This is a genomic window from Cellulomonas persica, from assembly GCF_007989825.1.
Taxonomy (GTDB): domain Bacteria; phylum Actinomycetota; class Actinomycetes; order Actinomycetales; family Cellulomonadaceae; genus Cellulomonas; species Cellulomonas persica.
In genome coordinates this window covers 177,975-190,572 of sequence record NZ_BJUA01000006.1, presented here as the reverse complement: position 1 = coordinate 190,572, position 12,598 = coordinate 177,975, and the positions used below count along the sequence as shown (strand labels likewise).

Genomic DNA, 12,598 nt, shown 5'->3' with positions numbered 1-12,598 from the left:
GCCTAGCCTGGTCGTCGTGCCCGGCCTGACCAGCGACCCGACGAACGAGCCCGCGAGCGAACCCACGCGCGAGCCGACCCCTGCGCTGACCCCCGTCGCGCAGGACTACCTCAAGGTCGTGTGGTCCGCGACGGAGTGGGCGGAGCGCCCCGTCACGACGAAGCTGCTCGCGTCACGCCTCGGCGTGGGGGCGTCCACGGTCTCGGAGACCGTCCGACGGCTCGCGGACCAGGGTCTGGTCACGCACGAGCCCTACGGTGCGGTCGGCCTGACCGACGAGGGTCGCCGGCACGCGCTCGCGATGGTGCGGCGCCACCGGCTCGTCGAGACGTTCCTCGTCGAGGTCCTGGGCTACGGGTGGGACGAGGTGCACGACGAGGCGGAGGTGCTCGAGCACGCGGTCAGCGACGTGTTCGTCGAACGGATCGCGGAGCACCTGGGCCACCCGGTGCGCGACCCGCACGGTGACCCGATCCCCGGCCCGGACGGCCGCCTCGAGGCACCCGACGCGACCCCCATGTGGGACGTCGCACCGGGGGCCTGGACCGTCGCGCGCATCAGCGACGCGGACCCCGACCTGCTGCGCTACCTCGACGAGGTCGGCATCGGCCTCGACACGCGCGTGACGGTCGGGTCGCGGCGGGACGCGGTCGGCACGATCGCGGTGGACGTCGCGGGCCGCGCGCTCGACCTCGGTCAGGTCGCGGCGCACGCGATCTGGCTGGTCCCGCACACCGCGGCCTGACGGGACCGGTCGGCTCAGCGCCGCCGGGTGCCGAACACCGAGCGGGTGATCTCGCGGCCGAGCTGCGTGCCGACCGAGCGCAGCAGCGAGTCGAACGCGCCGCTCGTGCGCTGCTTGGTCTTCTTCGCCGCGGCCTGTGCCTCCTTCTCGCGCTGCCGTGCGAGCTTCTCGGCCTCCTGCGCGTGCGCCGTGGCCTGCGCGGCCTCCTCGGCGGCCTTCTCCGCGGCGACCCGTTCGGCCGCGGTGCGCTCCGCCCGCGCGGTCAGCAGCTCGTACGCGGACTCGCGGTCGACCGCCTCGGCGTAGCGCGGAGTCAGCGGGCTCGCCGCGACCGCGGCCGCGAGGTCCGCGGTGGGGACCGGGTCCATCGACGACTGCGGCGCGCGCAGACGCGTCCAGGCCACGGGCGTCGGCACGCCCTTCTCCCCGAGGACCGTGACGACGGCCTCGCCCGTGCCGAGCGTCGTCAGCAGCTCCTCGAGGTCGTACGGAGAGGTCGGGAACGTGCGTGCCGCCGCGCGCAGCGCCTTGGCGTCGTCGGGCGTGTAGGCGCGCAGCGCGTGCTGCACCCGGCTGCCGAGCTGGGCGAGCACGTCGGCAGGGACGTCCTTGGGGCTCTGCGTCACGAAGAACACGCCCACACCCTTGGACCGGATGAGGCGCACGGTCTGGGTGACCTGCGTGAGGAAGTCCGACGACGCGTCGTGGAACAGCAGGTGCGCCTCGTCGAAGAAGAACACGAGCCGCGGCTTGTCGGGGTCGCCGACCTCCGGCAGCTCCTGGAACAGCTCCGCGAGCAGCCACATGAGGAACGTCGAGAACAGCGCGGGCCGGTCCTGCACGCCGGGCAGCTCGAGCGCGGTGACCAGGCCGCGGCCGTCGGGCGTGGTCCGCAGCAGCTCGGCGACCTCGAACGCGGGCTCGCCGAAGAACGCGTCCGCTCCCTGCGCCTGCAGCGTGACGATCTCGCGCAGGATCACGCCCGCGGTCGCGGCGGACAGCCCGCCGATGCCCTTGAGCTCGGCCTTGCCCTCGTCGCTCACGAGGAACGCGATCGTCGACTGCAGGTCCTTGAGGTCGAGCAGCGCGAGCCCTTGCGCGTCGGCCCAGTGCATGATCAGGCCGAGGCTCGACTCCTGGGTCGCGTTCAGCCCGAGCACCTTGGCCAGCAGCAGCGGGCCGAAGTCCGTGACGGTCGTGCGCACGGGCACCCCGGTGCCCACGCCGCCCAGGCTGAGGAACTCGACGGGGGAGGCCGTCGCGACCCACTCCTGCCCGATGCTCGCGGTGCGGGACGCGAGCTTGTCCGACGAGCCCCCGGGGACGCTCAGCCCCGACAGGTCGCCCTTGATGTCCGCGACGAACACCGGCACGCCGGCCGCTGACAGGCCCTCGGTCATCACCTGCAGCGTCTTGGTCTTCCCGGTGCCGGTCGCGCCGGCGACGAGGCCGTGCCGGTTGAGCATCGCGAGCGGCAGGCCGACCTGCACCGCGGGCACGGCCACGTCGTCCTCCACGAACGCACCGAGCGGGAGCGTCGCGCCGCTGAACGTGTAGCCCGCCTGCACCTGCGCGGCGTGCTCGGACAGCGCCGGGGCACCGGCGCCGGCCCCCGGGTGAGCGGGCGGCTCGGAGGGTGCAGCGGGCGCCGTGACCGGGGGAGTCGTCGCCGTGGCGTCGGCCGGCGCGCTGGCGGCCGGTGCGCCCGTCGGCCGGGCGGCTGCCGCGGCCTCCGCGGCCTCGAGCGCCGCCTGCGCCGCTGCGGCCTTGGCGGCGGCCGCCTCCGCGGCTGCCTGCGCCGCTGCGGCGCGCAGCGCCGCGAGCTCGGGGTCCGGCGTGGGGGTGACCTCGCTGTCAGCCATGGCGCGATCCTAGGACCGGCGACGGCCGCGCGCGGGTCGTCGGTCACGGCCGTCGGGTACGGCCGCCGACGCGTCCGTCGGGCGTGCTCGTCGGACGCGGCCCGCGCGGCGCACCCGGGACCGGTGACGCACGGCGCCCTCCCGACGCTCGGTAAACTCGGCGGGTGACCTCCACCGCTGCCCCGAGTCCCGATCCGGCCGCCGAGCGCGGCGACGACGTCCCGTTCCGCTACACCGCGGAGCTTGCGCGCCAGATCGAGCTCCGCTGGCAGGACCTGTGGCAGGAGCGCGGCACGTTCTACGCGGCGAACCCGACGGGTGCGCTGACGGACGGCGAGGGCCGGCACGCGGACCCGTCGCGGCGGTCGTTCTTCGTGATGGACATGTTCCCGTACCCCTCGGGTGCGGGACTGCACATCGGTCACCCGCTGGGGTACATCGCGACCGACGTCGTCGCGCGCTTCCGCCGCATGCAGGGGGACAACGTCCTGCACGCGCTCGGGTTCGACGCGTTCGGCCTGCCCGCCGAGCAGTACGCGGTGCAGACCGGTCAGCACCCGCGCGTCACGACCGAGGCGAACATCGCGATCATGCAGCGTCAGCTGCGCCGCCTGGGCCTGGCGCACGACTCGCGCCGGTCGTTCGCGACGATCGACCCGGAGTACGTGCGCTGGACCCAGTGGATCTTCCTGCAGATCTTCGAGTCCTGGTACGACGAGGACGCCGTGCGTCCCGACGGTGGTCGCGGCAAGGCGCGCCCGATCACCGAGCTCGAGGCCGAGCTGGCCGACGGCACGCGTGCGGTGCCGGTCGTCGACGGCGTCCGCGAGGGCGTGGCGTGGGCCGACCTGGACGCCGTCGAGCGCCGCCGCGTGCTGGACTCGAAGCGCCTGGCGTACGTCTCGCAGACGCCGGTGAACTGGTGCCCGGGCCTGGGCACGGTCCTGGCCAACGAGGAGGTCACGGCCGACGGCCGCTCCGAGCGGGGCAACTTCCCGGTGTTCCAGCGCAGCCTGCGCCAGTGGAACATGCGGATCACGGCGTACGCGGACCGCCTGACGGACGACCTGGAGCACATCGACTGGCCGGAGAAGGTCAAGTCGATGCAGCGCAACTGGATCGGACGCTCGTCGGGCGCGCGTGTGCGGTTCGCGGTCGAGGGCGGCCAGGCGGTCGAGGTGTTCACGACGCGCCCGGACACGCTGTTCGGTGCGACGTTCATGGTCGTCGCCCCGGAGCACCCGCTGCTGGACGAGGTCCCCTCTCAGTGGCCCGACGGCACGCACTCGGTGTGGACGGGCGGTCACGCCTCGCCTGCGGCCGCGGTGGCGGCCTACCGCGCGGAGGCGGCGGCGAAGACCGCGGTCGAGCGACAGGCCGACGCGGGCCGCAAGACCGGCGTCTTCACCGGCCACCTCGCGGTCAACCCCGTCAACGGCGACCTGCTGCCCGTGTTCACGGCCGACTACGTGCTCATGGGCTACGGCACGGGCGCGATCATGGCGGTCCCGGGCGGCGACGCGCGCGACCACGCGTTCGCGCAGGCCTTCGACCTGCCGATCGTCTACACGGTCGAGGGTGACGAGACGGACGCCGCGCGGACCGGTGACGGTGCCGTCATCAACTCGGCCAACGAGGAGATCTCGCTCGACGGCCTGGACGTCGCGACCGCCAAGGCGCGGATCGTCGCGTGGCTCGAGGCGAAGGGCGTCGGCGAGGAGACCATCACCTACCGCCTGCGCGACTGGCTGTTCAGCCGTCAGCGCTACTGGGGCGAGCCGTTCCCGATCGTCTACGACGAGAACGACCTGCCGATCGCGCTGCCCGCCGACCTGCTGCCCGTCGACCTGCCCGAGGTGCCCGACTACGCGCCGCGTACGTTCGAGCCCGACGACGCGCAGTCGTCGCCCGAGCCGCCGCTGGGTCGCAACACCGACTGGGTGAACGTCACCCTCGACCTCGGCGACGGCCCGAAGGTCTACCGCCGCGACACCAACACCATGCCCAACTGGGCCGGCTCGTGCTGGTACTACCTGCGGTACCTCGACCCGTCGGCCGACGAAGTGCTCGTCGACCCGGTGCTCGAGAAGTTCTGGCTCGCGCCCGGCCACAGCGGCGACGCGAACGACACGGTCGGCGGCGTCGACCTGTACGTCGGCGGTGTCGAGCACGCGGTGCTGCACCTGCTGTACGCGCGGTTCTGGCACAAGGTGCTGTTCGACCTGGGCCACGTGAGCGGTGCCGAACCGTTCCACCAGCTGTTCAACCAGGGCTACATCCAGGCGTACGCCTACACCGACGAGCGTGGCGTGCACGTGCAGGCGGCCGAGGTCGTCGAGGACGAGTCGTCCCCGACCGGCTACTCGTGGCAGGGTCAGCCCGTCAACCGTGAGTACGGGAAGATGGGCAAGTCGCTGAAGAACATGGTGACGCCCGACGAGATGTACGCCGAGTACGGCGCGGACACGTTGCGCGTGTACGAGATGTCGATGGGTCCGCTGGACCTGTCGCGCCCGTGGGAGACGCGCGCGGTCGTCGGCTCGCAGCGGTTCCTGCAGCGCCTGTGGCGCAACGTGGTCTCGGAGACCGACGGCACGCTCGTCGTGAGCGAGGACGCGCCGTCCGACGAGACGCTGCGCGTGCTGCACCGGACCATCGCGGACGTCACCGAGGACATGGCGCACATGCGGATCAACACCGCGATCGCCAAGCTCATCGTGCTCAACAACCACCTGACGTCGTTGCCCGCTGCTCCGCGTGCCGCGGTCGAGCCGCTCGTGCTCATGACCGCGCCCGTGGCCCCGCACGTCGCCGAGGAGCTGTGGTCGCGCCTCGGCCATGAGCGTTCGCTCGCCTACGAGCCCTACCCGGTCGCCGACCCGGCGTACCTGGTCGAGGACACCGTGACTTGCATCTTCCAGGTCGCGGGCAAGGTCCGCGGCCGCGCGGAGGTCTCGCCGCAGGCCACGCAGGACGAGCTGCAGGAGCTCGCGCTCGCGGACGCGGGCGTGCAGCGTGCGCTCGACGGTCGCGGCGTGCGCACCGTGATCGTGCGCGCGCCCAAGCTGGTCAACGTGGTGCCGGCCTGATCGGGCTGCGCGCACGCGGCGCCGGCGCACCCGCGCCGGTCGCCGTCGTGACCGACTCGACCGCGTCGCTGCCCGCGGACGTGGCGCAGCGGTGGGGTGTCGGAGTCGTGCCGCTCGACGTGCTCGTCGGCACGGAGCGCCACGTCGAGGGCGTCGACCTGACGCCGGCGGACCTGCTCGTGGCGCTGCGGCGCGGGACGCGCGTGAGCACGTCGCAACCGCCGCCCGCGGCGTTCGCCGCGGCCTACCGCGCCGCCGCCGAGGCGGGCGCGCGCGAGATCGTCTCGGTGCACCTGTCGGGGGAGCTCTCCGGCACCGTGAGCGCGGCGCGCGTCGCGGCGGCGGGCGCACCGGTGCCCGTGCACGTCATGGACTCGACCGTCACCGTGATGGCGCTCGGGTACACCGTGCTCGCCGCGGCACGCTACGCCCGCGGTCTGGAGACGTCCGCGGGGACGCTGCTGGACGGCCCTCCGGAGCTCCCGCCGGCGGAGCCCGCACGCGCCCCGGAGCGGCTCGGCGCGTGGGTCACGCGCGCGCTCGGCCGTGCGCCCGAGCCGACCGCGACCCCCGACGGTGCGGCCGTCGCGCGGCTCGCGCGGGAGCGCAGCGCCCAGGCGTGCGCATGGTTCCTCGTCGACTCGCTCGACCACCTGCGCCGCGGCGGGCGGCTGTCCGCTCCGGCCGCCGCTCTCGGCACCGTGCTCGGGCTGCGCCCGCTGCTGACGCTGCAGGACGGTCACGTGGTGGTCGCGGAGAAGGTTCGCACGCGCCGTGCGGCCCGCGAGCGGCTCGAGGCCCTGGCCCGAGCGCACGCCGACTCGCGCGGGCAGGTGCGCGTCGCGGTGCACCACCTGGACCAGGCCGAGCTGGCGGCCGAGCTCGTCGCCCAGGTCGAGCAGTGGCCCGGTGTGCTGGAGGTCGTGGCGTGCGAGACGAGCGCGGCGATCGCGGCCCACGTCGGACCAGGCCTGCTCGCGCTCGTGGTCGTCGACGCCTGACGCCTCGGACCCGTTGCCGGACCGTCTCGTCTGCCGCCGTGAGCCGACCTCAGCCCACGACGTCCCTCACGTCCTCCACAGCCGCACCGGCGCCGGCCTCGGTGCGCCGGGAGGCTGCCTAGCGTTCGGGCGGTGATCCCTCGCGACCGTGCCCCGTCCCGGGGTGGGGCGGTGCGTGCACGCCTGGCCGCCGTCGCGGCGACCGACGAGTCACCGTCGGCCACCGTGACGGCACGGGACGAGCCATTTCCCGCCGACCCGCGGTTCGACGGTGGGCGGGCCCAGCCCGCGCTGCGGCCGGCGACGAGCGCGGCGGGAGCACCGTTCGGCGATGCGCTCGCCGTCGCGGCGAGCCGGTATGCCGACGCGCACGGCGTCCTGCCGGGACCCGAGCCCGCACGCACCCGCGTGCGGTGGCGGCCCAGCCCACGCACGGCGCTCGGCGCCGCCGCCGCGCTCGCGCTCGTCGCCGGTGGGGTCGCGCTGCGCGCGGTCGCGACCCGGCCCGGCGAGCCCGTCGAGCTGCCGGTCCCGTTGCCCCTGGTGTCCACGGCGGCCGCGACGTCGGCACCGACGGGCGCGCAGGACGTGGTCGTCGACGTGGCGGGCGCGGTCGTCCGACCCGGCGTGGTCCGCCTGCCCGCGGGCTCACGGGTCGTCGACGCGCTCACGGCGGCGGGCGGCGCGACCGACGACGCCGACCTCACGCGGCTCAACCTCGCGCGGCTGCTCGTCGACGCTGAACAGGTGCTCGTCGCCCGCCAGGGCGACCCGGTGACGGACTCGCCGGCCGCTGCGCCGGCCGAGCCGGGCGACCCGCAGGGTGCGAGCTCCGCGACCGCCGGGTCCGGGACCCGCGGCGATGCGCGGGTCGACCTCAACGCCGCGGACCCCGCGACGCTCGAGACGCTGCCCGGGATCGGTCCGGTCCTGGCCGAGCGCATCGTGGCCCGCCGCCAGGAGCGGCCGTTCGCGAGCGTCGACGAGCTGCTCGAGGTGGTCGGCATCGGCCCGAAGCTCCTCGACCAGCTCCGCGAGCGGGTCCGGGTGTGAGCGCGCGCGTCGGCGCGTCGCCTGCGCCGTCCCCGGAGGGCGGGACGTCCGACGCGTCATCCGCGGGCGTCGGGGCTTCTGACGCGTCATCCGCAAGCGCCGGGACGGCCGACGGGTCCGCGGGCGGGACTCAGGTCGTCGCGCCCACCGTCGAGCCCGTGCGGACGCTCGACCTGCGGCTCGTGCCCGCCGCGGCGGCCGCGTGGGTCGCCGCGCTGCTCGTCGTCCGTGCGCCCGCCGCGGGTGCGCTCGTCACCACGGCGGTGCTCGCGCTCGCCGGCCTGGCAGCTGGCCTGATCGGGCTTCGGCGGCGGTGGGGCGGCGCGTCGCGGGAGTCGTGCCGATCGGTGGGCGCGCTCGCGTTGCTCACCGCCGCGTGCGTGGCGGGTGCGGGGGCCGCGCAGGTCGACGCCCGTGCGCACGGGCTGCTCCCCGAGCTCGCACGGACCCAGGGCGCCGGGGTCCTCGTCGGACGCGTGGTCGGTGAGCCCCAACCGGTGCGCGCGACGTGGCCCGGCGCGCCGCCGCGCGTCCGGTGGGTGCTCGCTGCGAGCAGCGTGACCACGGGCAACGGGGCCGGGGGCAACGTGGTCGGGGGCAGCGTGACCGGGGGCAGCGGCGCCTCGGACGGCCGGACCTCGGCGGCCAGCGGGCAGGTCGCCGTGCTGGGGGACCCGTCGGAACGCGCCGCCTACGGCGCGGTCGTCGCGGTCGCCGGACGGCTGCGGGCCGGGACACCCGGCGCACGCGAGGTCGCGGTGCTCGTCGCCTCGGGACCCGTGACGGTCCGCGCCTCCCCGCGTGCGTGGGACGCCCTCGCGGCCCGCGTCCGTGCCGGTGTGCGGATGCTCGCCGACGACCTGCCCGGCGACGCACGCGCGCTGCTGCCCGGCGTGACCGTCGGCGACACGAGCGCGGTCCCGGACGACCTCACGGACGCGATGAGGGCGTCGGGCCTCACGCACCTCGTGGCGGTCTCGGGCGCGCACTTCGCGCTCGTCGCGGCGCTCGTCCTGGCGACCGGCGCGGCGCTGCGCGCTTCACCGCGCATGCAGGCGCTCGCGACCGCGGGCGTGACGCTCGCGATGCTCGTCCTCGTCCACCCCGCGCCGAGCGTCGTGCGGGCGGCGGCCATGGGGGCGGTGGGTGTCGTCGGCCTCGCGGCGGGACGGCCCGCACGCTCGCCCGCGGCGCTCGGCGCCGCCGTCGTCGTGCTGCTGGTCGCCGACCCGTGGCTCGCGGGCGAGCTCGGGTTCGCGCTGTCCGTCGCCGCGACCGCAGGGATCGTGCTGCTCGGCGGACCGCTCGCACGGCGCTGGTCGGGGCGGCTCGGCACAGGTCCCGCCACGGCGCTCGCCGTGCCCGTCGCCGCCCAGCTGACCTGCGGGCCGGTCGTGCTCGCGGTCAGCGGCTCGGTGACGCCGTGGGGCGTCGTGGCGAACGTCGTCGCCGCCCCTGCGGTGGCTCCGGCGACGCTGCTCGGCCTGCTCTCGGCGGTCCTCGCACCGTGGTGGCCCGCTCTCGCGCCACCCGTGTCCGCCGCGGCGGGCGCCGCGTGCTGGTGGATCGGGGCAGTCGCACGCCGGTGTGCGAGCCTGCCGGGTGCGCAGCTCGAGTGGCTGCCGGGCGTCACCGGCACACTGCTGCTGGCCGCCGTCGGGGTGGCCGCCGCCCGGCTCCTGCTGGGTGCGCGACGCGGGGTGTCGGCGGGGTCTGGCAGGCTGGACCCGTGCCCGCCCCGACCCGTTCCAGCCGTTCCTCGAGCACGACCCGTGCAGGCTCGTCCCGCTCCGGCGCGGGCCGCTCGGGAGCCAAGGGCGGGGCGCCAGGGCTGACGTGGGAGGAAGCCGCTCCTGCGCCGATCGTCCTGGTCCGCGGGACGGAGGGGCTGCTCGTCGACCGCGCGACCGAGCGCATCGTGTCGCTCGCGCGCGAGGCCGACCCGGACGTCGAGATCACGCGCCTGGACGCCGCGTCGTACTCCGCCGGGATGCTCGGCGTGACCACGAGCCCGTCGCTGTTCGCCGAGGACAAGGTCGTGGTGGTCGACGGCGTCGAGCAGGGCCCGGACGACCTGTTCGCCGACGTGCAGGCCTACCTGCCGGCCCCGGCGCCCGGCGTGGTCCTCGTGCTGCGGCACGGCGGAGGAGTGCGCGGGAAGAAGACGCTCGACGCGCTCCGAGCGGCGAAGGTGCCCGAGGTGACGTGCGACGCCGTGACGTCGGACGCCGACAAGACGGCGTTCGTCATGGCCGAGCTCAAGCGGGCCGGTCGCCGTGCGGACGCCGGTGCGGTGCGGGCGCTCGTCGACGCGGTCGGCAGCGACCTGCGCGAGCTCGCGGCCTCGTGCGCGCAGCTCGTCGCGGACACGACCGGGATGATCGGGGTCGAGGCGGTCGAGCGCTACTACGGCGGTCGGATCGAGGCGACCGGCTTCCGCGTGGCCGACGCGGCAATCGCCGGCGACGCGGGTCAGGCGGTCGCGCTGCTGCGGCACGCGCTCGCGACGGGCCTGGACCCGGTGCCGATCGTCGCCGCGCTCGCGACGAAGCTGCGCACGCTCGCCAAGGTCGGAGCGACCCGGAGCAAGGGCCAGGGAGCGTTGCGCGAGCTCGGCCTGGCGCCGTGGCAGGTGGACCGCGCGTTGCGCGAGCTGCGCACGTGGACGCCCGAGGGTCTCGCGGCCGCGATCGGCGCGGTGGCCGCCGCGGACGCCGAGGTCAAGGGCGAGGGGCGCGACCCGCAGTTCGCCGTCGAGCGCGCCGTCCTGCGCGTCGCAGCAGCGTCGCGCGACTAGCTCCCGCCGTCGTCCGTCGGCCGGCGGGGCGAAGGCCCCTCAGCTCCGGAGCGTCGCCGCGGGGCCGAGGACGTCGCCCTGCAGGAGGTCGAAGCCCCACGCGACGCAGTGGTCGACGAGCGCGCGGTCGCTGACGCGCTCGGCGATGACCTGCGCTCCCGAGCTGCGGGCGAGCTCGACGAGCGCGCTGCCGTGCTGCAGCAGGTCACGGCAGTCGATCTTGACGTAGTCGGCCCAGGGCAGCATCGCCAGCTGCGCGGCGGACGCGGTGAAGTCGTCGAGGGCCAGCCGGTAGCCGGCGTCCCGCAAGCGGGTCAGGCCGGCGAGCGAGCCCTCGTCGGCCGGGACGGTCTCGAGCACCTCGAGCACGAGCTGCCCGCGGTGCGGGGGGAGGGTGCGGGACTCGACCAGGTAGCCGCGGGTCACGTTGACGAACGCGAGCGCGCTGCCGAGCTTCATGCTCGCGATGCGCGCCAGGACGGCCTCGGTGGCGTCCTCCTGACGGTCCTCGTCCCAGCGATCGACGCCGGCGGGTGTGCCGTCCGCCGTGCGGTAGAGCAGCTCGTAGCCGTGCAGGTCGCCCGCGGGGGACCAGATGGGCTGGCGCGCGACCTGCGGCGGTGAGGGCCGCGGCGCGTGCGCGTGTGGTGTCACGCTCGATGAGAGGGCCTGGCACGCGGTCCATGACGCCGTTTCGCGTGACACGTTTCCTCAGCGCCCGTCGACAGCCGCGTCAGTCGACGATCTGCGCGCTCGCGCGGTCGAGCACGCCCGCGCGCTCGAGGAGGTTGCCCTGGAACAAGGTGAGTCCGAGGTCGCGTGCGTGCGCCATCGCCTCGGGCGTCTCGACGTACTCCGCGATGAGGCTCGCGCCGTACGAGCGTGCGAGCGTGACGACGGGATGGCCCTCCACGTCGAGGTCGCGGACGTCCACCTTGACGTAGTCCGCGTGGGGGAGCAGGCGGCGCTGTGCGGGGCTGCTCACGAACGACGGGAGTGCGAACCGGTAGCCCTCGGTCCGCAGGCGCCGCACGCCCGCGAGCACCTCGGCGTCGATCGGGACCGTGTCGGGGACGACGATGACGAGCCGGTCGGGACGGCGGGGCACAGGGAGCTCGCCCACGAGGTAGGCCCGCGTGCACCGGACGAACAGCAGGCGGCCGTTGGCGACGCGCTCGAGGTCGGCGCGGCCGAACGTCGCCGCGAGGACGTGGGACGTGGCGCGCTCGTGCTGGTGCGCGTTCCACTCGGACGCGCCGAGCGACTCCCCGTGGCACGAGCGGTACGAGAACTCGTACGCGACCGGTTGCCCCGACGACGTGAAGATGCCCTGTCGCGCGACGAGCACGGGCGACGTCGACACGTGTGCTTCCCACTGGGTGCGCAGAGGTCCCGGGATCGCGTCGTCGACTGCAGCCGCGAGGCGCCGGAGGCCCGCTTCGTCGAGGTCGTCCGTCACGTTTCCCATTCGACCACACCGCACGCGGCGGCTCGGTCGTTCGAGCGGGTGGAAATCGTGGGAAGGAAACGATTCATCCCGGGTCCGGCGAGTCGTCCGGCATGTCGCGCCCGACGCGGGTCGTGGGGACCTCCAGGGCGGTGGACGGTGCAGGGCGCGACTGCCGAGACGACACGAGGCGTCACCCGTGCGGGTGACGCCTCGTGGAGGTCCGCCGCATGCGGCGGGACGAGCGTGGCTCAGAGCGTGTTGACGGCCTTCGCGAGCGCCGACTTCTTGTTCGCGGCCTGGTTGGCGTGGATGACGCCCTTGCTCACAGCCTTGTCGAGCTTCTTCGACGCGGTCTGCAGGGCGGTCGTCGCCGCCTCCTTGTCGCCGCCGGCGACGGCCTCGCGGACGCGACGGACGTGCGTCTTGAGCTCCGACTTGACCGACTTGTTGCGCAGGCGCGCCTTCTCGTTGGTGCGGATGCGCTTGATCTGGGACTTGATGTTCGCCACGTGAGGACTCTCTTGTGCGTTCGCCGAAGCGATCTGACAGGTCGTAGAGGGCGCGCGCAACTCCGGGACTGGGGCGTGGGGACACCCTCGGA

Annotated in this window: 10 protein-coding genes; 6 read left to right on the top strand and 4 right to left on the bottom strand. The window is 74.8% G+C overall.

Annotation, left to right across the window (positions count from 1 at the left end; all coding sequences use genetic code 11):
• Window positions 1–25: 25 nt before the first annotated feature.
• On the top strand, window positions 26–745 hold the full coding sequence (locus CPE01_RS07905; protein ID WP_281285109.1) for a metal-dependent transcriptional regulator: 720 nt from the start codon (window positions 26–28) through the stop codon (window positions 743–745).
• A gap of 14 nt (window positions 746–759) precedes the next feature.
• On the opposite strand, the gene CPE01_RS07900 is transcribed toward CPE01_RS07905, so the two are convergent.
• Window positions 760–2,607 (bottom strand): helicase HerA-like domain-containing protein, encoded by a 1,848-nt coding sequence (locus CPE01_RS07900; RefSeq protein ID WP_146806101.1) that lies wholly within the window; start codon window positions 2,605–2,607, stop codon window positions 760–762.
• A gap of 164 nt (window positions 2,608–2,771) precedes the next feature.
• Between CPE01_RS07900 and leuS the strand changes: the two genes are divergently transcribed.
• The 5 genes from leuS to holA all read left to right on the top strand — a co-directional run bounded on the left by leuS (window position 2,772) and on the right by holA (window position 10,547).
• Complete coding sequence (gene leuS / locus CPE01_RS07895; protein ID WP_146806100.1) at window positions 2,772–5,696, top strand: leucine--tRNA ligase; 2,925 nt, start codon at window positions 2,772–2,774, stop codon at window positions 5,694–5,696.
• A 47-nt stretch (window positions 5,697–5,743) separates the two neighbouring features.
• Window positions 5,744–6,697, top strand: a complete 954-nt coding sequence (locus CPE01_RS07890; protein WP_146806099.1) for a DegV family protein — start codon at window positions 5,744–5,746, stop codon at window positions 6,695–6,697.
• A 171-nt stretch (window positions 6,698–6,868) separates the two neighbouring features.
• Entirely contained in the window at window positions 6,869–7,750 is an 882-nt protein-coding gene (locus CPE01_RS07885; RefSeq protein WP_146806098.1) for a ComEA family DNA-binding protein, read from the top strand.
• 158 nt (window positions 7,751–7,908) lie between these two features.
• Window positions 7,909–9,585 carry a ComEC/Rec2 family competence protein gene (locus tag CPE01_RS07880; protein WP_146806097.1) on the top strand — a complete coding sequence of 559 codons (1,677 nt, stop codon included), beginning with the start codon at window positions 7,909–7,911 and terminating at the stop codon, window positions 9,583–9,585.
• Window positions 9,582–10,547, top strand: a complete 966-nt coding sequence (gene holA, locus CPE01_RS07875) for a DNA polymerase III subunit delta (RefSeq protein ID WP_146806154.1) — start codon at window positions 9,582–9,584, stop codon at window positions 10,545–10,547. The genes CPE01_RS07880 and holA overlap by 4 nt, the downstream gene beginning before the upstream one ends.
• A 39-nt stretch (window positions 10,548–10,586) precedes the next feature.
• On the opposite strand, the gene CPE01_RS07870 is transcribed toward holA, so the two are convergent.
• The 3 genes from CPE01_RS07870 to rpsT all read right to left on the bottom strand — a co-directional run bounded on the left by CPE01_RS07870 (window position 10,587) and on the right by rpsT (window position 12,506).
• Window positions 10,587–11,201, bottom strand: coding sequence for an EAL domain-containing protein (locus CPE01_RS07870; RefSeq protein WP_146806096.1), 615 nt, complete (start codon window positions 11,199–11,201; stop codon window positions 10,587–10,589).
• Between the two features lie 79 nt (window positions 11,202–11,280).
• Entirely contained in the window at window positions 11,281–11,910 is a 630-nt protein-coding gene (locus CPE01_RS07865) for an EAL and HDOD domain-containing protein (RefSeq protein WP_246783805.1), read from the bottom strand.
• A gap of 335 nt (window positions 11,911–12,245) precedes the next feature.
• Window positions 12,246–12,506, bottom strand: a complete 261-nt coding sequence (gene rpsT, locus CPE01_RS07860) for a 30S ribosomal protein S20 (RefSeq protein ID WP_146806094.1) — start codon at window positions 12,504–12,506, stop codon at window positions 12,246–12,248.
• Between the last annotated feature and the right edge of the window lie 92 nt (window positions 12,507–12,598).